This is a genomic window from Agrobacterium pusense (assembly GCF_900102105.1).
Taxonomy (GTDB): domain Bacteria; phylum Pseudomonadota; class Alphaproteobacteria; order Rhizobiales; family Rhizobiaceae; genus Agrobacterium; species Agrobacterium pusense.
Genome location: NZ_FNBB01000003.1, coordinates 237,125 through 258,910, shown reverse-complemented (window position 1 = coordinate 258,910; position 21,786 = coordinate 237,125). Strand labels below are relative to the sequence as shown.

The window sequence follows — 21,786 nt, the reverse complement described above, 5'->3', positions numbered from 1 at the left end:
ATGCGCAAAAAATTCGCTTTCCGCATCGCTGCAAAAAGCGAGTGGTTTCAGGCGGCAACCGGCTTTTCCAGAAGCGCCTTGAGCGACGCCTCGGCCTCCGCCGAGCGCTCGGACCGTTCAATGAAACCGCCGCCGTACACGCGGGCATCCGCGCCCGGCGCGGAATAAAGCACGCAGGCCTGACCGGGCGCGACACCCGCCTCTCCGGTCATCAGGTCCACATAGATACCATTCTCATCCGCATGCAGCACTGCCTCCGTCGGAGGACGGGTGGAACGCACCTTGGCGAAGCAGGCGAAGCCCTGCCCGGCGTCAACGGCCAGGTCGCCATCACCCAGCCAGTTCATGTCACGCAGATAGACGCGGCGGGTTTCCAGCGCCTCACGCGGGCCAACGATGACCCGGCGGCCACGCGCATCGAGATGCACGACGTAAAGCGGCTCGCCCGTCGCAACACCGATACCGCGGCGCTGGCCGATCGTATAATGCACGATGCCATCGTGGCGGCCGAGCACACGCCCGTCGAGATGCACGATATCACCCGCCAGAGCCGCATTCGGCTTCAGCTTGTTGATGATATCGGTATATTTGCCCTGCGGCACGAAACAGATATCCTGGCTGTCGGCCTTTTTGGCAACGACAAGCCCCATTTCTTCCGCTAAAGCCCGCGTTTCGGCCTTGGAGAGGCCACCGAGCGGGAAGCGCAGATAATCGATCTGTTCCTGCGTGGTTGCGAACAGGAACCAGCTCTGGTCGCGGTCGCTATCGATCGGCCGATAGAGCGCGCGGCGGCCCGCCTGACCGGGAACGGGGTTGGGCCGCGAACGGATGTAGTGGCCCGTGGCCAGCGCATCGGCACCCAGTTCCTGCGCGGTCGCTAGAAGATCGGCGAATTTTACCGTCTGGTTGCAGGCAACACAGGGAATGGGCGTCTCACCCATCGCATAAGCTTCCGCAAAGGGGTTGATGACGGTTTCACGGAAACGCGCTTCATAATCCAGCACGTAATGGGGGATACCCAGCGTTTCGCAGACCCGGCGCGCATCGTCGATATCCTGGCCGGCGCAACAGGAGCCGGCGCGGTGCACGGCGGCGCCATGGTCATACAGCTGGAGGGTGATGCCGAGGACATCATAGCCCTCGCGCTTGAGGATACCAGCCACAACAGAAGAATCGACGCCACCGGACATGGCGACAACGATCCGGGTATCTTCCGGCCTCTTGTCAAAATCGAGCGTATTCACGTTTTTTCCCATCGTCAGTCATAACGGGGGTAAAGGCCCCGCCGCCTGTCGGTCATCCGCCGCGAGAAACCCTGCCCACCAAACGGGCCGTCCTGTCTCGCATACTGCGGATTTAAGGGCTGCATATAGAAAGGAATGGCTTCACACGCAAGTACGGGGCGGAAAACCGCCCCGTAAAGCCGTCTGATCCCCTCTGTGGAGGACTTCAGGCGCCAGCTGTCTTCTGGCCGCTGCTGCCGAACCACTTGTCGCGCTCCCGCCACAGGGCGGGCATGGCCAGCAATCCGATGGCCGTGAAGGCGATCAGCGTCTTGTTCAGCTGCGACAGTTCCGCCGTGCGGCCATCGAGATAATAAACGCCGTAGACGATCGCCACGTGCCAGACATAGACCTGCAGCGAGTGGCGGCCGAGCAATTGCAGGAACTTCAGCGAAAGCACCCAGATAACGCCTTCGGCGATGGAGCGCACGAGCGGGCGGTGGTGATGCGGTCCAGCAATCACGAGCCAGGTGAGGCCAACGCCGACGGCGAGGAAGTTGATGAGATAGACCGGGCCGAAATCGGCGCGGATTTCCATCGTCGAAAACTTGCCCATCATGAATTCCGGCATCAGACCCCACGCGGTAGCGATGCGGAGCGGCATGAAGAACAGGCAGATGACAAGCGCGGCCTTCGGCAGCCAGGTGTGCTCCGGGGAGAAAATCTTCTTCCACGGAATGCGGTTCTGCGCCGTCATAGCACCCATCACCAGCGCCGAGTAGAACACCAGCTGCCAGCCGAGCAGGTTGAAGCTAACGCGAATACCCTGTTCGTCCGCGCCCTTCACAAGTTCATTGAGAGGCGTCGTCACAATCTGCTGCAGGCCAAGCTGTCCCGCCATCCAGACCAGCAGCGAACCGGCCATGACATAGGCCCATTTGCCATCGAGGCAGAGCTTCACCAGGACAGGTGCGAAAATCATGTAGACAATATATTGCGGCAGAATGTCCATGAAGGTCGGCTGGAAGAGAAATGTCGCAATTGCCGCCAGACGCAGCGGATCGTCGAAAGACGTCATGCCGAGCCAATTGTACCAGATATAGGGCGCATGCGGGATAATCATACGGAAGAACAAAACGGCGATGACGAGACCCATCGCATAACGATAGAGTTCCAGCGCGCGGTTCCAGATCATCTGTTTACCGGCGTCATAGCCATATTTCATCATCTTGCGCGCATATACCATGCCGATCAGCAGGCCGGACAGGAATACGAAGCCCTGCGCGTCCTCGACAAAGGCGAACTGACGATGGTTGATTTCCACCAGCCAGAAGCCGCCGGCAAACACCAGATGGTTGATCAGCATGAAGACGAGGAAGTAACCACGCATCCCGTCGATCAGGTCAAAGCGTTTCATTTCGATAGCTCTCCGTTCTCGCGGGCCGTGCATTGCCCGGCCACCCAGCCCGGCCTGCGAGATGCCGGGAATTGGATTGTCAACGCGCTTTTGCGGCTGAGGTTCCGCTCCCAAAGCGGTTTAGAACCGGCACGAAAAGTCACATTGACGTGTACGCCCTGTGGTTAGGACGCGGGGACTGAATGCCGGATGAATGAAAAAAGGCAATTCCGTGAAGCGGATGAGCCATGCACCAAGGACATACCGAGGCAAACAAGCCTCAAGGCCTTGCATGGCAGGGGAAAGCCGAATCCGCCGCGCGTGGTTGGCGGATATATCACCCGTAAGATCTCCCAATCTTTTTTGGCGGCATCCCGCCATGCTTTTTAGGAAGCTTATCGAACGAAACGGATAAGGCCCGGCGGTGAAGCGACCGCCGGGCCTTATCCGTTTAAGAGGCTCTGATTCGTCAGGCGGCGGCCTGGATGGCGGCGACCTGCCAGTTGTCGTTGCCGGGGCGGCGGACAAAGGTCCACATTTCCACCGATTCGGACGGATGTTGCTCGTCACCTTCGATCACCTTGCCGGAGGTACGGTCGCGCATCACGTCGATGGCAGAGTAGCGCATCGCGACTGTCGCGTAGTCCTGCCCTTCTTCGTGCCATGCTTCGGCGACATCGCCCTGCAGTAGCGTCACCTCGCGCACGTCGTTTTTCACACCGCTGGTTGCGTTATCGCTGAGTTCTTCAGCGAGATAAGACATGGCTTCGGGCGTCGTCAGTTTGCGCAATGTGCCATAATCCTCGGCGGCATAGGCAGCCTGCACGTCTTCCAGCATTTTCTGGAACGTCTCGAGGTCGCCCTGCGTGATGCCGATTTCATCGCCTTCCGAGATGGCGTTGGCGTGGGGCGTGGGCTTTGTCGTTGCGGCAGCAGCAGCCACTCCGCCCGCAGCGCCGGCCATCGCGCCGATCTTCGGAATCTTGAACGAGGATGCGGCCGGACCCGCCTGCGAACCGCCATTATAGGAGGAGCCGGAATGATCCGTGCGGTGCGAGCCGTTGGCCGATCCATAAGCGGGCTGGCCCTGACGGCGCGACGCGAAGAAGCGCATGGCGAGCATGACCAGAAGGCCGATCAGCGCAACCTGCAGCAACATGCCGAAGAAACCGGCCATGCCGCCGAAACCACCACCCAGAAGCATGCCGAACAGACCACCCATCAGCAGGCCGCCCATCAGACCACCCATCATGCCGCCGAAGAGGCCACGATTTTGCTGCGGCGCCTGTGCGCCAGGACGTGCCGGCTGAGCAGCGCCAGGAGCTGCCTGGTTGGTGTTGGGCGTCATGCTGCGGTTAATCGGCGCGGTCTGGCCGGGCGCAGTGCTGGTCGAAGGCGGAGCGGAGTAGGTCCGCGTGCCACGGCTGCCGAAACCGCCGCTGGCGCGACGCGCTTCTGCCATATCAACCGCCACAAAAGACACCGCGATACCAAGCGCGGCGACTGCGAACAAACCCTTGAAGCGCCGAAAGGCAGCAAACATCGTTATCTCCTGTTGGCCGCCCGCCCATGAGCGGCATCTCAACAGGCGATATAGCAACTCATGATCATCATTTTTAGACCGCTTAGCTTAAATTTTTTGTGATATGCAACCAAGGCGTGAGGCGCGTGAAATCTGCCGCAATTCGAAAGCTGGAAAAACAAAAACCGGCACAGGGTTTCCCCTGCACCGGTTCCTATTGTCCCCTTGGGAGGAACGATAGATCAGTCGACGTTGAACGTCAGCGGCTTGACCTGGCGGATGGCCGGGTTGGCGCGCAGCTTGTCCAGCACCTCTTCGGAAACCGGACCGTCGACATAAAGCAGGGCGATGGCGTCGCCGCCTTCCTTTTCACGTCCAAGCTGGAAGTTGGCGATGTTGACGCCAGCCTCGCCGAGCGTGGTGCCCATGAAGCCGATCATGCCGGGAACGTCGGTATTGGTGATGTAGATCATGTGCGATCCGACATCGGCATCCATGTTGATGTTCTTGATCTGGATGAAACGTGGCTTGCCATCCGAGAACACCGTGCCGGCAACCGAGCGGATCTGGTTTTCCGTCTTCACCGTCAGCTTGATGTAACCGTCGTAAACGCCGGTCTTGTCGCGCTTGACCTCGGAAAGGATGATGCCCTTCTCCTTGATCATGACGGGGGCCGAAACCATGTTCACATCGGCAACCTGGCTGCGGATGAGGCCGGCCAGCAATGCACTGGTCAACGCCTTCGTGTTCATGTTGGCGGTTGCACCGTCATAAAGGATTTCGATTTCCTTGGTGGCGCTTTCCTGTACCTGGCCGACGAAAGATCCGAGAACATCCGCGAGACGGATGAAGGGCTTCAGACGCGGCGCTTCCTCAGCCGTGATCGACGGCATGTTGATGGCGTTGGACACGGCACCCTTGACGAGGTAATCCGACATCTGCTCGGCAACCTGCAGGGCAACGTTTTCCTGTGCTTCCGTGGTCGAAGCGCCAAGATGCGGCGTGCAGACGACGTTCGGAAGGCCGAAAAGCGGGCTCTCGGTGGCGGGCTCGACTTCGAACACGTCAAAACCGGCACCGGCGACATGGCCGGACTTGATGGCTTCCGCAAGGGCAGCTTCATCCACAAGACCACCACGGGCGCAGTTGACGATACGTACGCCCTTCTTGGTCTTGGCAAGGTTCTCGGCGTTCAGGATGCCGCGCGTCTTGTCGGTCATCGGCACATGCAGGGTGATGAAATCGGCCTGGGCTAGCAACTCGTCCAGCTCAACCTTGGTGACGCCCATTTCCTGCGCGCGCTCTGGCGAGAGGAAGGGGTCGTAGGCGAGAACGTGCATCTTGAGGCCAAGTGCACGCGAGCAGACGATCGAACCGATGTTACCCGCACCGATGACGCCGAGCGTCTTGCCGGTGATCTCGACTCCCATGAACTTCGACTTTTCCCACTTGCCGGCCTGCGTGGAGCTGTCGGCTGCCGGAAGCTGGCGGGCGACGGCAAACATCAGCGCAATCGCGTGTTCTGCCGTCGTGATGGAGTTGCCGAATGGCGTGTTCATGACGATGATACCGCGGCGCGAGGCGGCCGGGATGTCAACATTGTCGACGCCGATGCCGGCGCGGCCGATGACCTTGAGGTTGGTCGCGGCTTCGATCAGCTTTTCGGTTGCCTTGGTGGCAGAGCGGATGGCCAAGCCATCGTAATTGCCGATGATTTCAGCAAGCTTGTCCTTGTCCTTGCCGAGCTTCGGCTGGAAATCGACTTCGACGCCACGATCACGGAAAATCTGGACGGCGGTTTCCGACAGTTCGTCGGATACGAGTACGCGAGGTGCCATGGTTCACGGGCTCCTTGAAAAACGGTGCAGTTTTGAAAGCGGGAACTATGCGGCCCTGCATCAGCGCAGGGCCGGTATCAAAATCAGGCGGCAGCCTTGGAAAGTGCTGCCTTCTGCGTCTGGTAAGCCCAGGTGAGCCAAGGCATGACGGCTTCCATATCAGCCGTCTCGATGGTGGCGCCGGCCCAGATGCGCAGACCGGACGGGGCGTCGCGGTAAGCGCCAATATCGAGGGCGACATTTTCCTTTTCGAGCAGAGCGACGACGCCCTTGGCAAAATCGGCCTGTGCTGCGGCATCCAGCGCCTGGACCTCGGGATCGACGATCTTGAGGCAAACAGACGTATTGGAGCGAGTTTCCGGCTTCACGGCCAGGTTGGCGATCCAGTCGTTCTTCTCGATGAAGTCGTAAATAACCTTGGCATTGGCATCGGCGCGGCCGATCAGCGCCTTCAGGCCACCGAGATTCTTTGCCCAGAGCAGCGCGTCGATATAATCTTCAACGCAGAGCATGGACGGCGTGTTGATGGTTTCACCGCTGAAGATGCCTTCGATCAGCTTGCCGCCGGAAACCATGCGGAAGATTTTCGGCAGCGGCCATGCCGGTGCGTAGCTCAAGAGACGCTCAACGGCGCGCGGCGACAGGATGATGACGCCATGGCCGCCCTCGCCGCCGAGAACCTTCTGCCAGGAGAAGGTGACGACGTCGAGTTTCGTAAAGTCCATATCCTGCGCGAAAGCCGCCGAGGTGGCGTCGCAGATGGTCAGGCCCTTGCGGTCGGCGGGAATGAAATCGGCGTTGGGAACACGAACGCCAGAGGTCGTACCGTTCCAGGTGAAGACCACGTCGCGGTCGAAATCGACTTCGGCAAGGTTCGGCAGCAGGCCGTAATCGGCCTCGAACTTGCGAACGTCCTTCAGCTTCAGCTGCTTGACGACGTCGGTGACCCAGCCGGCGCCGAAGCTTTCCCAGGCGAGCATATCGACGCCACGTTCGCCGAGCAGCGACCAGAGCGCCATTTCAACGGCGCCGGTGTCGGATGCGGGAACGATACCGATGCGATAATCGGCGGGAACATCAAGAACTTCACGGGTGAGATCGATGGCCTGCTTCAGCTTGGCTTTGCCAACCTTGGCGCGATGCGAGCGACCGAGCGGCGCATCGGAGAGAGCATCTAGCGACCAACCGGGGCGCTTCGAGCAGGGACCAGAGGAAAAATGCGTATTGCCCGGACGGACGTCCGGCTTCACGATATCTGTCATTTGACTACCCTTCCAGATAGGCGCTCCACGTTAGGGTGGAGTGTCCTGACGCCGTTGCTATTCCTGTCGCCGATCCCAGTCAAGCGGAATATGTCGCTGCGCAGAAGAATCTTGGTCCATATGCGTCATGTCCCTTGCCACATGCCGATAAAACAAAACCGCCCGCACCCGGAGGATGCGGACGGCCCGAAACTATCAGCGGGACGTGACGTCTATTTGTAGACGGCAGGCTGCAGCGGAATATCGGCAGGCGGCATGTACTGAGCGGTATCGCAGCCATTGAAGACATAACGGCCACCAACGCGTACCTCATGCGAATAAAGACCCTTGTCACGACCGGGGCCGCCGCCATTCTCATAAGCGAACATGTCGCCCTTGTTGATGTGACGGAAACGGTAACCGATATCGGCCTTCAGATTACAGGTAACATCAATGGATGCGCCAGCCATAAGGGCGTAAGCGAAACGCCACTTGCCCCTGCCGCCGTGTTCGGTGGTCGGGTCGCAGCCAAGACCATTGACACTGCAGGATGTGTTGCGCAGCTTGTCCCACTTGACGTAGGAGCCGCCGATACCACCGCCGACATACGGCGTCACGCGTCCGTAAGTCCCGAGATCGACGTAGGCATTTGCCATCAGAGTATAGGCGCGAACCGAGCTAAGATCCTCCGAGACGCAGCGGCCGGGAACGGAACCGCAGAAACCGCTCGTGGAGCCACGAAAATCCGACTTGCCCATATAGTCGAAGGTCACGTCACTGCGGAAATAGTTGTTGAACTGATAACCGACACCGGCGCCAATGACATAGCTATCGTCGATCTTCGCGGTATCGAAATCAGCGAGATAGCCACCAGGGCCACCCTGATAATAATTGGCACCACGCAGCTTATTGAAAGAATAACCGACGTCGCCTCGCAGATACCAGCCGCTTGCCTGGGTGATCTCCACTTCGGGAGCATAGGTCGGCGCAGGCTCAGCTTGATAAAGATCGGCGGCAATGGCGCTGGTGCCGGTCAGCAGGACGGCCAGAAATCCGGCCAGGGCGTTTTTCATGACTTCCACTCCAGAAGAGGCACGTGCGTTTGCGGCAGCAGATGCCAGTGAACTGTTCAGTCATGGAGATTGACGTAAAATGGTTAAGTCCCGATTAACCACGCTCATTCACTATATTTATTAGTAAATACTCAAAGAAAAAGCCGGCGGAAGGCCGGCTTTTTGCTGATTTATTGTTGCTATGCCTCACGCGGCAGAGCGGGCATTCGCGATGATGCCGACAAGATCATTGACGATACGCTCCACCTTCGCGCTATCGTCGCCTTCCGCCATCACGCGGATCAGCGGTTCGGTGCCGGAAGGGCGGATGACGAGGCGGCCATTATCGGCAAGCGCACTTTCTGCATCCGCAATTGCCTGCTGCACGACCGGGTTTTCCAGCGGTTTGCCACCGGAGATACGGACATTCTTCAAAAGCTGCGGCACGGGCTCGAACTTGCGGCAAACCTCGCTCACCGTGCGGCCGGAGCGCTTGACCTTGGCGAGAACCTGCAATGCCGCAACGAGCCCATCCCCCGTGGTGCCGTAATCCGACAGCACGATATGCCCGGACTGCTCGCCGCCAACATTGAAATTGTGGTTGCGCATGTGTTCGACCACATAGCGGTCGCCCACCTTGGTGCGGGCAAGGGTGAGGCCCTTGTCGCCAAGAAAGCGCTCAAGGCCGAGATTGGACATAACAGTTGCGACGATGCCACCGCCGCGGAGCGTGTTGTCTTCGGCCCAGCTGTCGGCGATGACGGCCATCAGCTGGTCGCCATCCACGATCTCACCGCGTTCATCAACGATGATGACGCGGTCCGCATCACCATCCAGCGCAATGCCAATATCGGCCCGCACCTCGTGAACCTTTTTCTGAAGGGCTTCCGGGTGCGTGGAACCGCATTCGAGGTTAATGTTGATGCCGTTCGGCTCGTTGCCGATGGTGACGACCTCCGCGCCGAGTTCCCAGAGAGCTGCGGGCGCCACCTTATAAGCCGCGCCATTGGCGCAGTCGATGGCGATTCGCAGGCCGCTCAATGTCACGTCGCGCGGCAGGGTGCGCTTCACAAACTCGATATAACGATAGATGTCGCCATCGACGCGCTTCGCTCGGCCGATTTCGGCAGGTTTCGCCAGTTGGGCGTAGATATCCTTGTCGAGGAGGTCTTCGATCTCCAGCTCCAGCTCATCGGAAAGCTTGTAACCGTCAGGCCCGAAAAGCTTGATGCCGTTGTCGGAGAAGGGATTGTGCGAGGCCGAAATCATCACGCCGATATCGGCGCGCAGCGAGCGGGTCAGCATGGCGACGGCCGGCGTCGGGATCGGGCCGAGCAGGAAGACATCGAGACCGGCGGCGGTGAAGCCGGCAACCAGGGCGTTTTCCAGCATATAGCCGGAAAGGCGCGTATCCTTGCCGATGACGACACGATGGCGATGATGGCCACGGCGGAAAATCGTCCCGACGGCAATGCCAACCCGCATCGCCAGATCAGGCGTCATGGGGAAGACGTTCGATTGTCCGCGGATACCATCGGTTCCGAAATAACGGCGTGCCATTTGAACTCCAAATCTTTTCCAGCATTCCGGCATAAGCTGAAAACAGCCGGAAGCGTTTTTGGCTAGATGCCACAAACCACGATAAACAGCACGTAAATTACCGCAAAAATGGCTTATATCTTGTTACCAAAATGAAAAGGCCACCCGGAAACCCGGATGGCCTTTTACAATTTCTAACAGACGCGGTCGATCAATGCGGCTGCGGCTCCATGCCGCCTTCGGCTTCACCGTCGCCCTTTGCTTCGCCGTCACCCTTCACTTCACTGGGACCATCCTTCTTGGTGCCGGCCTTCGGCACTGCGGAACCACGGCTGCCCGGAGAATCGTCGCCCAGATCGCGGGCGGGCTTCTCACCCTTCAGCAGGGCCTTGATCTCGTCACCCGTCAGGGTTTCGTATTCGAGCAGACCCTCGGCAATCGCAACGAAACCGTCGTGATTTTCCGTCAGAATGCGGCGAGCCTCGGCATAAGCCTCATCGATCAGGCGGCGAACTTCCGTGTCGATCGTCTGGGCTGTGGCTTCGGAGACGTTCTTCGACTGCGAAACGGAGTGGCCGAGGAACACTTCCTGCTGGTTTTCACCATAGGAGACCTGGCCGAGCGCATCGGAAAAGCCCCATTGCGTGACCATGGCGCGGGCAAGCTTGGTTGCCTGCTCGATATCCGAAGACGCGCCCGAGGTAATGTTTTCCTTACCGAAGGTCAGTTCTTCGGCAACGCGGCCACCCATCATGATCACGAGGCGCGACACCATCCACTTGTAGCTCATGGAATAGCGGTCGCCTTCCGGCAGCTGCATCACCATGCCAAGTGCGCGGCCGCGCGGGATGATCGTTGCCTTGTGCAACGGATCGGCCACGGCAACCTTCAGAGCGGTGATGGCATGACCGGCTTCGTGATAGGCGGTCAGCTTCTTTTCGGCCTCGGTCATGGCGGAGGAGCGGCGTTCCGCACCCATCATGATCTTGTCCTTGGCGTCTTCGAACTCCTGCATGGTCACCACGCGTTTGTTGCGGCGGGCGGCCATGAGGGCGGCTTCGTTGACGAGGTTCATCAGATCCGCACCCGAGAAACCGGGGGTACCGCGAGCCAGAACCTTGAGATCGACATTCGGCGCGAGCGGCACGTTGCGGATATGCACCTTGAGGATGCGTTCGCGGCCAACGATATCAGGGTTCGGCACAACGACCTGACGGTCGAAACGGCCGGGACGCAGAAGTGCGGGATCGAGAACGTCAGGTCGGTTGGTAGCGGCGATGAGAATGATGCCCTCATTCGCCTCGAAACCGTCCATCTCGACCAGCAGCTGGTTCAGCGTCTGTTCGCGCTCGTCGTTACCGCCGCCGAGGCCGGCGCCACGATGACGGCCGACGGCGTCGATTTCGTCGATGAAGATGATGCAAGGCGCATTCTTCTTTGCCTGCTCGAACATGTCACGCACACGGCTGGCACCGACGCCAACGAACATTTCCACGAAATCCGAACCGGAAATCGTGAAGAACGGCACATTGGCTTCACCTGCGACGGAACGCGCAAGAAGCGTCTTACCGGTGCCCGGAGGACCAACAAGCAGAACGCCGCGCGGAATCTTGCCGCCGAGGCGCTGGAACTTCTGCGGGTCACGCAGGAATTCCACGATTTCCTCAAGATCCTGCTTGGCTTCATCCACGCCGGCAACGTCGTCAAACGTCACGCGGCCATGGGCTTCCGTCAGGAGCTTGGCCTTGGACTTGCCGAAGCCCATCGCACCGCGCGAACCACCCTGCATCTGCCGCATGAAGAACAGCCAGACGCCAAGAATGAGAAACATCGGCAGAAGCGTGCCGAGATAGCTCAGGAAGCCCGAGGAGCCATCGCTTTCCGGGCGCGCCACGATGGTCACGTTCTTGCTCTGCAAGCGCTCCATCAGGCTGTCGTCGATGACGGGGGAATAGGTCTGAAAGGCCGTGCCGTTTTCGGTATAGGTTCCGAGAACCCGGTTACCGGTGACGGTCACGTCGCGAACTCGCCCGGAATCCACGTCGCGGAGAAACTGGGAATACGGAATTTCCCGTGAACCCGTTTGCGTCGGCGACGTCTGGAACATGCTGAACAGCGCGATCAGCAAGAGGGCGATCACGGCCCACAAGGCGAAATTTCTGAAATTTGGGTTCATCGAACTCCCCGAACTCACACGGGCACAACTACTGCCCGCTATTACGTGCCCTTAACATAAGGACGACATCTGCCCTTGCCAAGGCAAAGCGCATTATCTGATGCGTTTTGGTGTAAAAACTGTTCCAAGGCAATTCACGAAAATGAGGCCCGATTTAAACCGGGGGCTGTGGATATGCCGGCCGTCCGAACAAAACAGCGATCGTATTTGCCAACTCAAGGTCGAAGCGCGGCAGAAAAAGATCGAAGGGCGCCAGCCTTGGCGTCACATCGACCGTCAACTCCCCGGCCGTTTGCCCCGCCTCCGCTGCGGCGATTTGCGGAAGGCCCGATAGCGCCAATCTGGTCACTCCCGGCGGCACCGATGGAAAACCCGCTCCAGTACCAGCCTCCTCCGCGCTGACCCGGACAGGGAAAGGCGACCGGTTTTCCACGATGAAGCGATCATCCCACAGGCCCTTCTGATATGCCTCGAGACGAAGCTCCGGCAGATTTCGTTGCTCGCGGAAGATATATAGCCCATCCCGTCGGCGATCGAGCAGGACACGACCGACTGTCATACGTCCGTAATTGCCGGTTTTGAGGAAGCAAAGAACGCGCTCCATGCTGCCCGCGGCCGGCAGATAGGGCCGCCCGCCGAGACTTGCTATCAGCACTGCCAGCCCGTGCCGGAAATCCGCCCGATCAGGCGACACGCCGTCCGGCTGCAATTTCGCGAGCGCACCAGAAAAGACCTCGGCGTGTGCGCGCAGGAAAACTGCCGTTTTTTCAGAGGATATACGCCTTTTTTCCGCCTCTCCCCCATCGGCCGGAAGCGGAACATCAGGCAAGGCCTGCCGCATGCGAACACGCTCATATCGTGGATTTTCATTGCTTGGATCGTCGAGCCAGCGCCGCGAACGGGACGACACGTAATCGCGGATCGCCTGCCTTTCACACCTCAGGAATGGCCGCTTGATCCAATGGCGCCGAGCGTATAAAACCGCGTCCGCCATGCCGGAAAGGCCGAGATTGTCCTCGCCGCTGTTGCGGGCAGCGCGCATCGCGACGGTTTCCCGCTGATCGCCGGCCGTGTGACCCGTCACCACGAGATCGGCATCGAACGCGACGGCTGCTTCCGCGATAAGCCGGTAGCGGGCAAGACGGGACGCTTCCGAAATGCCGGAGACCGGCTTTAAACCTTCCCACCGGCGTGTGACGTGCGGAATGCCCAGCTCGGCGCAAAGTGTCGCAACCTTGCGGGCCTCATCGGCGGATTCCACTCGCAGAGCGTGATCAACTGTAACGGCAGAAAGCCGAAGCAGATCGCGCCCCTTCTCGGACATCACCTCATGCAATGCCAGCAACAGGCCGGTGGAATCGCTGCCGCCGGAGATTGCGACGAGAATATGCGCAGGTTCGCGGAATTTTTCGACAAAGGACCGTGCGGCCGCAAGCGGCGCAATTGGCTGTTCATTCGGAATGCGGACATCAACCGGCATGGACAGACCGCACTTCAACGGGAAAGAGGGATCAGCAGCTCAGCCGCTTCTGTTCACTGGCGACTTTGTTCAGCACGGTCTTCGAGGCATTGGGGTAACGCTTCGGCACCTCGCGCAGCGTGGCGCAGGCCGTTTCGGTATTATCGAGAGCGGCAAGGGACATGCCAAGCTTCATCAGCATTTCCGGAGCCTTCGGAGACTTGCCATAGGCCTGGTGGCCGTTAAGAAAGGTCTTCGCGGCTTCGTTGAACTTGCCCTGGGAATATTGCGCTTCACCCAGCCAGAAGCTCGCATCCGCGGCTTTCGTGCCCTTGGGGTAACCCTGCAGATATTGCTGGAACCCCTGCTCCGCCAGCTTGTAATCACCGGAAAGGACATGACCGTAAGCGGCCTGGTAGATATCGCCTTCGCTGGTCAGCGCCGCTGTATTGACGGGATCGGTCTTGCGCGTGCTGCTGCCTGTTGTCACGCCGGGAAGGCTGCCGGAAGAATTGTTGGCGCCTGAATTGAGCGTGCCGCCAATAGGCATCCCCTTGGAATCAAGTTCGATCGAACCGAGCGTGGTCTCACCCGGCGCGCCTGTCGGAGCACTGGAGGGAGCAGACGGTGAAACGGAAGCGCCACCCTCGGGTGGCGTTTCGATGATCGTTGCAACGTCGTCGGTCGGGGGCGTCGCCGGACTGACCGGACTTGCCTCCGCCTTCTTTTTCGGCGTTGCTGCAGGACTTCCGCCCTTTCCGCTTTCCAGTTCCTGGAAGCGGAACTCATTGTCTTCCTGCGCCTTGCGGATCGTTTCCTGCATCTGCAAAAGCTGGAAGCTCATTTCCTCGATACGGCCGTTGAGTTGCCGGATCTGTTCTTCAAGCTGCTGAACCCGATAGGCTTCATTGGCCTGAACCCGGACGACCGGGGGCTGCTGCTGAGAATTGATCGTGCCGAAGCTACCCCCCGCACCGAACAGCGGACCCGAAACGGCTGTGCCGCTCAAGCCGGTGCAGGCTGCAAGCCCCAGCATTCCCGCCACGACAAGTTTCTTCATCTCATTCGTCCTGCCTTAACTGATTTGCACCGGAATAGTGCAAGCCGGATTTTTTCCATATCGACCGAAAAAGCAACTTAACTTCGGCCAAACTATGAAAAAAACAAAAGGCGGCCCGAAGACCGCCCTTTATTTACGTTCACAAAAACGTCAGGCGATTACATGCCTGCGCCGCCGAGAACCGTGACCGCGCGACGGTTCTGCGACCAGCAGGAAATGTCGTCGCAAACCGCGACCGGGCGTTCCTTGCCGTAGGAGATCGTCTTCATGCGGCTTGCCGGAACACCCTGAGAGGCCAGGAAGTCGCGGGTTGCTGCCGCACGGCGGGCGCCGAGTGCCAGGTTGTATTCACGCGTGCCGCGCTCGTCGGCATGGCCTTCGACCGTGATGGCGTAGTTCGGGTAACGGGCAAGCCACTGTGCCTGGCGCTGCAGGGTCTGCTGGGCGTCGGCGCGGATCGAGGTGGAGTCCGTGTCGAAGAAGATGCGGTCGCCGACATTGACCGTGAAGTCCTGCTGGGAGCCCGGCGTTGCAGAGCCTGCGCCACCAAGGCCGAGTTCACCGGCGCTGTTCGGCATGTTCTTCTTGTTCGCGCAGCCAGCGAGAGCAAGCGCGAGCGTCATGGCGATGACAGCCGGGTTACGGGCCAGTTTCTGCATGGGGCTGAGTGCCGAAATATGTGTACGGCTCATCGCCGGTCTCTCCTTAGGATTTCAATAACGTTGCCAGACACTAACTGATCGCGGTTAATAGCCGGCAAACGCTTATGGTTAACAGAAAGGAAATGTCCCAGTTTTTTGCTCCCTCACAACACTTTGCGGCAAGAAAGAGGCACATTTCCCTGTGGTATGCTTAAAACATCACGGCACCGGTTTAAGCCGGCGCCGTGATGGCAGTCATATCAGTCCAGAAGCGGCGACCAGGCCGGGTCTGAAGCGAAGGTCGGTGTCTTGATGAGCTGTTCATTGTAGCCCGTCAGGTCGATCGAATAGAGCTGCGGACCGCCGGCACCCGCGTTCTGGCGGAAGAACATCAGTACGCGACCATTCGGTGCCCAGGTTGGCCCTTCATTGTGGAAGCCGCTGGTCAGGATGCGTTCGCCCGAACCATCCGTCTTCATCACACCGATCGAGAACTTGCCGCCAGACTGCTTGGTGAAGGCAATCAGATCGCCGCGCGGGGACCAGACCGGCGTGGAATACGAACCATCGCCGAAGGAGATGCGCTGCTGGCCGGAACCATCGGCATTCATGACGTAAATCTGCTGGCGGCCGCCACGGTCACTTTCAAAGGCAACACGCTGACCGTCAGGCGAATAGGACGGGGCCGTATCGATCGCCGACGTGTTGGTCAGGCGTGTCGTGGTACGAGAGCGCAGATCCATGGTGTAGATATTGGCGTTGCCATCCTGCTGAAGGCTCATGATGACCTTCTGCCCGTCAGGCGAAAAGCGCGGCGAGAACGTCATGCCTGGGAAGTTGCCGACGACTTCACGCTGTCCGGTTTCCAGCTGCAGCAGATAAACGCGTGGCTGCTGGCCCTCGAAGGACATGTAGGTCACTTCCTGACGGCTCGGCGAAAAACGCGGTGTCAGGACGATGTCGTTCGAGTTGGTCAGGTTGCGGACGTTGAAACCGTCCTGGTCCATGATCGACAGCTGCCGCTTGCGGGCGGTCTTTGGTCCGCTTTCGGAGACGAAAACGACACGGGTGTCGAAATAACCCTTTTCACCGGTGACGCGCTCGTAGATGGCATCCGCGATGATGTGAGCGACACGGCGCCAGTTTTCAGGCTGGGTGAAGAACTGCTGGCCCGTCATCTGCTGATTGGCGAAGGTATCCCACAGGCGGAATTCGGCGCGCAGGCGGCCGTCGCTTTCGCGCGTCACGCGACCGGTAACGAGCGCCTGCGCGTTGATGACCTTCCAGTCTTCGAAACGCGGCTGCTGATCCGGATTGCTGATCTTTTCGATGAAGGCGTTCTTGTTGACCGGCGCAAAGAGACCGGACCGCTGCAAGTCGGCGGCGATGACCGCGGAGACCTGCGCGCCGATGCCGTCGCTCGACATGAAGTCGGTGATGGCAATCGGCAGCGGCTCGACATTACCCTTGTTGATATTGATTTCCACCCGTGCAAAAGCCGGTGCGGAGAAAACCGACATGAGGGCCGCGACAGCGAGCACCAGCCGGATCGGCGAAAATATCTTCATGTTGCCAGGCCTTTCAGCATTCATAGCAATTCACTGGGATCGAAGTTCACGACGACTTCGTTCCATGCATCGTATTTGTCGGCAGGAAGGTTCGTGAACGGAGCAGAACGCATGATGGCGCGATAAGCTCCGCCGGAAAGGGCACGGCGCGTCCCTTCGGAACCGCCCGTCGCCTCGATCTCGGGCCGACCGATGATGGAGCCATCACGGTCGAGCTTCATGGTCACCCGGACGCGAACGTCCGAGGCATCCGCCATGCCGGGAATGATCTGCCAGTTCTTCTGGATCGCGCCGCGTAGCGCATCCATTTCCGTCTGGCTGAGCGTCGAGCCGCCCGTTGATTTCTTGCCGCCAAGGGCTGCCGTCTGCGTCGAGCGCTTTGCGCCGCCGCCGGAAGGCGCCTGCTTGTTCAACAGCGCGGCAATATCGTCGGCGTTGAAATCGCTTTCCTTCGAGGAAGCGGACTTCGCAGTCTCCTGCTTCTTCTCGCCGGGCTTCTTATCGGATGGCTTGTCCGTCGACTTTGCCTGATCCGGCTTTTTCTCAGCTGGCTTTTCGGCTGGCTTCTGTTCCGCTGGCTTTGTCTCGGCCTGTTTCGGCTCTTCCGGCTTCGGCGGCTCGGGCCTCGAATTCGGACGGGGAACGTTCTGCGGCACCGGTATTTCTGCCGGCTCCTGCGTGGCAGGCGGCGGTTCTTCCGCCTTGGTTTCCTGCGGCGGCGGCTCGGTCTTGGGCTGCGGTGCGACTTCAGGCTTGGTCTGCGGCAAGGCGGCCATTTCCTGCGGCTTGGGAGCCGAGGTTTCCTCCTTGACGATTTCCTTCACCTCATTCGCTTTGGTATCAACGACGGGCTGCGGCTTCTCCTGCTTTGGCGGTGCGGCCGCGGCGATATTGTCGTTTGGCTTGGCGGTCGGCGTCGGCGGCGCCTCGATATCCGCGGTGTTATTGCCAATATTCTGCGCGTTCTCGATGATATCGGGACGGGTTGTTGGAACAGGCGCGGATTTTTCCGCCTTGGGCGCATTTTTATCGCCCTGCTGTATCTGGGTCAGTTCCTCGATGGGCACCAGCTCCACCGGCAGTGCCTCAGCCTGAGACACGTCGAGGGGTTCCGGCGAGCCCAGGGAGACAAGGGCGAAAGCCAGAAGCGACGCATGCACGATCGCGGATGTGGTAAGGCTGCCCTTCATCGCTTTACGTCAATTGTCCTGTTTCTGCTGAGTCACAAGGCCGATATTTTTGAAACCGGCCGCCTGGATACGCGCCATCACATCCGCAACGACGCCATAGGCGGCAACGGAATCCGCGCGCACGAAAATGCGTTCGTTATAGCCGGTCGTGGCGATTGCCTGCAGCTTGTCCGCCACTTCAGCCGCTTGGATTTCCGTTTCCTGCAAATGGATCTGGCCATTGGCATTGACGGAAATGGTGATCGGTTGCGTGTCCGAATTCAACGCATTGGCGGAGGTCTGCGGCAGGTCGATCGGCACGCCGACAGTCATCATAGGCGCCGCCACCATGAAGATGATGAGCAGCACGAGCATGACGTCGACCAGCGGCGTCACGTTGATTTCGCTGATCGCGCCGCCTCTGCGCCGTCCGCCGCGTCCACCCCGGCGTCCGCCGGAACCGCCGCCGCTGCCACCTGCTGACATACCCATATCATCTACTCCGTTTTGCCTTGCGGCAAATCACTCGACGGCATTGCAGTCGGCCGCTTACTGGGCGGCCTGCCGTGTCTGAAGTTTTTCATCGATCTGTCGCGACAGGATTGCCGAAAATTCGTCGGCGAAACCTTCCATTCGGGCGGAAAGCTTGTGTGCGTCAGCCGTGAACTTGTTGTAGGCGATAACCGCGGGAATAGCCGCGACAAGGCCGATCGCGGTTGCAAGAAGCGCTTCCGCGATACCGGGAGCCACGACCGCGAGGTTGGTGGACTTCGAACCGGCAATCGCCTGGAACGAGGTCATGATACCGACAACCGTGCCGAAGAGACCGATAAAGGGGCCGGCCGAACCGATGGTGGCGAGCGAGCCGAGGCGCGCCTCGTATTGTTCGCTTTCCCGCGCCATGGTCACGTCCATTGCCCGGTCGATACGCATCTGCAGGCCGATGGGCGAACGTGCGCCACGCTCGAAGGATTTTTTCCACTCGCGCATGGCCGAAACGAAAATTGCGGCCAGACCGCCATTCTGGCGCTCCGCCAGCGTGCGATAGAGCTCTTCAAGAGACTGGCCCGACCAGAACACCTGTTCGAACTGGTCGAACTGGCGCCTCGCCTTGCCGAAGCTCACATATTTGTCGAAGACGATTGCCCACGTCCAGACCGAGGCGGCGATAAGCCCGATCATCACGAGCTTAACGATGAGGCCCGCCTGCATAAACAGCGCCCAGAGACTTACATCATGCGTCGCCGCTGCCAAACCTGCCTGTTCCATAAATATCCAATCCCCGAATCCAAACGCCCGGTACGGGACCGGGCGATTCAAACGCGTGTTAACGCTCGAAGTCCTGCGGCAACAGCCGCCAACCCCTTAGCCATACCCCGATACTTGCCAGTAAGCCTTACTTGCCAATAAATTTGGTGAAAGGAAGGCGTGCGCTGCACAAATGCCAGTTGCTAAAGTAAGACACCATTATGGTTAAAGGAGTGTTACAACCCGGCCACGCCCGGCGGATTTACTGATCCGGCCCATCAATTACTTCAGAAATTTTTCCGCCACCGTCTCGGGAAGACGCCTTGGCCGGCCATTGGCATTGATGACGGCTATGATGACCTTGGCGGCGACGAGCAGCGTTTCACCGCGCCTGATTTCCTGATTGAGCACCATTTTCGCGCCCCCGGCCTTCTCGGTGATGGTGGTCACCGTCAGCACGTCATCCATCCGGGCGGGGCTTTTAAAATCGATCTCCATGCGATGCACGACGAAGACCAGACCTTCTTCATCAGCGGTCAGAAGCGCACTTTGTTCACAGCCGAGGCAACGCAGGTAATCGGTACGGCCGCGCTCAAGAAAATGCAGGTACCGCGCGTGATAAACCAGGCCGGAAAAATCGGTGTCCTCGTAATAGACGCGTTGCATCAGGCGGTGACCGTGTTCGATCAGTTCACCCGACAGCGAAACCAAAAGCTCGCTCATAATGTCTCCTTGGGATTTTCAGTAGCGTCAGAGCGGCCCTCGCGGACAATCAGATGCTCGTGCCGCAGGGGCAAGGCCTCGATGCGCTCTGCGATGAAGCGCGGGCGCAGATCGTTCCTGATCAGCGCGGAAGTTCGTGAAGGCAGCCAGCGGAATTCGACCTCAACGCCATCCATCACCCTGTGGACGATGTGGTTTTCATGGAATGGCAGGGCATGGCCCAGCGAAACGAGATAATAAAATCCCAACTCATGGGCCGAATAACCGTCATAGGCGAAAAAGTTTTCGGCCGACCATAAAAGGCGCTCCACCGAACACGTCCGATCAAGTTCCTCACCGATCTCGCGAACAATGGTCTGCTCGGAGCTTTCTCCGATTTCAGCCCGACCGCCAGGCAAGGCCCAGTAGTCATCCCCTGTACCACGCTGCACCAGAAGATGACCACTCTGAAAAATGAGGGCTGCCACGCGCATGCTGAAAAGCTGCGGTCTGCGATCCAACCGGATCATGTGACGTTGGGGCGGAGAGGTCATTTATCGTCCAGATCGCCGTCGTGCCAGACAAGGTGTCTCGTGGTCCTGGGCAGGTTCTCTATTTCGTCGGCGATGAAATAGGGGGGAATATCAAGCTCCGTCAATGCCTGCCGGGTTGCCGCGACCCAGCGAAACTCAAGCTCGTTATCGCCATCCTGAACACGGTGAATAATGTCGGTGGGATGAAAGGCAAGCGTTTGCGGCAGGTCCATCAGGTAATAAAAGCCGAGTTCGTGCCAGTCCTTGCCTTCGTAATGGAAGAAATTTTCGACCGCCCACAGAAGCCGCCCGATCTTGGCTTCCACACCGAGCTCCTCGACCATTTCGCGCGCCAGCGTTTCTTCTGAGCGCTCACCCATTTCGGCACGCCCGCCTGGAAAGGTCCAGAATTTTTCATGTGTGGCCCGGTGCACCAGGACGTGGCCATCGCGGAAGGCCAGCCCCGCGACCCGCATCTGGAAAATGCGCTTCGGCTTGAACTTGATGCGGATGCGGGTGTCCTGCTTGGTATCGTGTGTCATTGGGCGGGCCTGCGGGCTGGAAACATCAAATCGGTTTCCGTCCACCCTAATGCATCCATCTCGTCTTTTCTCGCCTTTGCATCATCTCCCACAATGAATTCATCCAGTTGCGGCGGCTTGACCGGGGTCGCGGACAGCATCGCATGCGCCTGCCCGCGATGATGCGTCTGGTGCTGGAAGAGATGCGACAGAACGTCGTCGCAGCGATCCTGCTGGATACGCCTGCCGCGGTGGATACTGACAGTAGCGGCGAGGCGATCTTCATCGAGCCCGTCGACAAGGGCAATCAACACCTCGTCAAGCTCTGTCTGGGCGCCTTGCAACGCCGGCATGTTGGCAAAGGGTTCCTCTACGGCAAAGGCGGCCAGTCCCAGTGTGCCGCCCTGCAACGCATCGATATAAAAGCGGTCGACAGTGTAGATATGATTGAGCGTCGCACGCAGCGTCGGGAAGAAACTGATGCGGCGGGCAACAAACTCCTCCTGCGAAAGCTGGAGACAGGCTTGATGCAGCCGGTAATTGGCGAGCCGGTTGTTGCGCGCAAGTTTGCGGAAAACCCGCAGCGGATCATAAGGCATCGGCATCCCTCCCGTAACACCTAACGGCGTCGTTCAATCGGTGCGTTCGAGCTCTGATCTGCTTTTCAGAACCTTGCCGCCATCTTCCTGTCCGATGAGATAAGCGGGTTCGTCTTTGCTGGCCTTACGCTTTATCGTGGAACCGGAAATCGTTCTTTCGACATCTTCGGTGAAGACTTCAAGGATTTTCCCTTCACCTGTACCCGTGCCCCAGTTCCAGCGGACCTTCGTACCCTTGCGATATCCAGACATGACCATCTCCGTGCCAAAGACGATCAAAGCCGGCAAGGCGGGTTTGT

Annotated in this window: 20 protein-coding genes; all 20 read right to left on the bottom strand. The window is 59.2% G+C overall.

The window, feature by feature from the left end:
- Positions 1-47: 47 nt before the first annotated feature.
- Positions 48-1,244, bottom strand: a complete 1,197-nt coding sequence (gene mnmA / locus BLU28_RS10205) for a tRNA 2-thiouridine(34) synthase MnmA (protein WP_004445712.1) — start codon at positions 1,242-1,244, stop codon at positions 48-50.
- A gap of 205 nt (positions 1,245-1,449) precedes the next feature.
- On the bottom strand, positions 1,450-2,640 hold the full coding sequence (locus BLU28_RS10200; protein ID WP_022563038.1) for an OpgC family protein: 1,191 nt from the start codon (positions 2,638-2,640) through the stop codon (positions 1,450-1,452).
- Between the two features lie 448 nt (positions 2,641-3,088).
- Positions 3,089-4,162 carry a Tim44 domain-containing protein gene (locus BLU28_RS10195; RefSeq protein WP_092651294.1) on the bottom strand — a complete coding sequence of 358 codons (1,074 nt, stop codon included), beginning with the start codon at positions 4,160-4,162 and terminating at the stop codon, positions 3,089-3,091.
- 221 nt (positions 4,163-4,383) lie between these two features.
- Positions 4,384-5,979, bottom strand: a complete 1,596-nt coding sequence (gene serA, locus BLU28_RS10190; RefSeq protein WP_003506257.1) for a phosphoglycerate dehydrogenase — start codon at positions 5,977-5,979, stop codon at positions 4,384-4,386.
- Positions 5,980-6,062: 83 nt separating this feature from the next.
- Positions 6,063-7,241, bottom strand: a complete 1,179-nt coding sequence (locus tag BLU28_RS10185; protein WP_077985781.1) for a phosphoserine transaminase — start codon at positions 7,239-7,241, stop codon at positions 6,063-6,065.
- Between the two features lie 212 nt (positions 7,242-7,453).
- Complete coding sequence (locus tag BLU28_RS10180; protein WP_004445720.1) at positions 7,454-8,293, bottom strand: outer membrane protein; 840 nt, start codon at positions 8,291-8,293, stop codon at positions 7,454-7,456.
- A gap of 186 nt (positions 8,294-8,479) precedes the next feature.
- Positions 8,480-9,832, bottom strand: a complete 1,353-nt coding sequence (gene glmM / locus BLU28_RS10175; RefSeq protein WP_004445721.1) for a phosphoglucosamine mutase — start codon at positions 9,830-9,832, stop codon at positions 8,480-8,482.
- A 190-nt stretch (positions 9,833-10,022) separates the two neighbouring features.
- Positions 10,023-11,987, bottom strand: a complete 1,965-nt coding sequence (ftsH, locus tag BLU28_RS10170) for an ATP-dependent zinc metalloprotease FtsH (protein WP_004445722.1) — start codon at positions 11,985-11,987, stop codon at positions 10,023-10,025.
- 154 nt (positions 11,988-12,141) lie between these two features.
- A complete protein-coding gene (gene tilS, locus BLU28_RS10165) occupies positions 12,142-13,467 on the bottom strand; it encodes a tRNA lysidine(34) synthetase TilS (RefSeq protein WP_077985782.1) in 1,326 nt (441 codons plus the stop codon).
- A gap of 31 nt (positions 13,468-13,498) precedes the next feature.
- Entirely contained in the window at positions 13,499-14,506 is a 1,008-nt protein-coding gene (ybgF, locus tag BLU28_RS10160) for a tol-pal system protein YbgF (RefSeq protein ID WP_004445726.1), read from the bottom strand.
- A 158-nt stretch (positions 14,507-14,664) separates the two neighbouring features.
- A complete protein-coding gene (gene pal, locus BLU28_RS10155) occupies positions 14,665-15,198 on the bottom strand; it encodes a peptidoglycan-associated lipoprotein Pal (protein ID WP_004445728.1) in 534 nt (177 codons plus the stop codon).
- A gap of 209 nt (positions 15,199-15,407) precedes the next feature.
- Positions 15,408-16,715: a Tol-Pal system beta propeller repeat protein TolB gene (gene tolB / locus BLU28_RS10150; protein ID WP_004445729.1), complete on the bottom strand. Its 1,308-nt coding sequence runs from the start codon at positions 16,713-16,715 to the stop codon at positions 15,408-15,410.
- A 20-nt stretch (positions 16,716-16,735) separates the two neighbouring features.
- Positions 16,736-17,905: a hypothetical protein gene (locus tag BLU28_RS10145; RefSeq protein ID WP_072493288.1), complete on the bottom strand. Its 1,170-nt coding sequence runs from the start codon at positions 17,903-17,905 to the stop codon at positions 16,736-16,738.
- A 9-nt stretch (positions 17,906-17,914) separates the two neighbouring features.
- A complete protein-coding gene (tolR, locus tag BLU28_RS10140; protein ID WP_004445732.1) occupies positions 17,915-18,376 on the bottom strand; it encodes a protein TolR in 462 nt (153 codons plus the stop codon).
- Positions 18,377-18,433: 57 nt separating this feature from the next.
- Positions 18,434-19,153 (bottom strand): protein TolQ, encoded by a 720-nt coding sequence (gene tolQ / locus BLU28_RS10135; RefSeq protein WP_003523238.1) that lies wholly within the window; start codon positions 19,151-19,153, stop codon positions 18,434-18,436.
- Positions 19,154-19,414: 261 nt separating this feature from the next.
- A complete protein-coding gene (ybgC, locus tag BLU28_RS10130) occupies positions 19,415-19,855 on the bottom strand; it encodes a tol-pal system-associated acyl-CoA thioesterase (protein ID WP_004445735.1) in 441 nt (146 codons plus the stop codon).
- Entirely contained in the window at positions 19,852-20,388 is a 537-nt protein-coding gene (locus tag BLU28_RS10125) for an NUDIX hydrolase (protein WP_077985783.1), read from the bottom strand. The genes ybgC and BLU28_RS10125 overlap by 4 nt, the downstream gene beginning before the upstream one ends.
- Complete coding sequence (locus BLU28_RS10120) at positions 20,385-20,909, bottom strand: NUDIX hydrolase (protein ID WP_077985784.1); 525 nt, start codon at positions 20,907-20,909, stop codon at positions 20,385-20,387. Before BLU28_RS10120 ends, BLU28_RS10125 begins: the two co-directional genes overlap by 4 nt.
- A complete protein-coding gene (locus BLU28_RS10115; protein ID WP_077985785.1) occupies positions 20,906-21,487 on the bottom strand; it encodes a DinB family protein in 582 nt (193 codons plus the stop codon). Before BLU28_RS10115 ends, BLU28_RS10120 begins: the two co-directional genes overlap by 4 nt.
- Before the next feature lie 33 nt (positions 21,488-21,520).
- Positions 21,521-21,739 carry a hypervirulence associated TUDOR domain-containing protein gene (locus tag BLU28_RS10110; RefSeq protein ID WP_077985921.1) on the bottom strand — a complete coding sequence of 73 codons (219 nt, stop codon included), beginning with the start codon at positions 21,737-21,739 and terminating at the stop codon, positions 21,521-21,523.
- Positions 21,740-21,786: the final 47 nt, after the last annotated feature.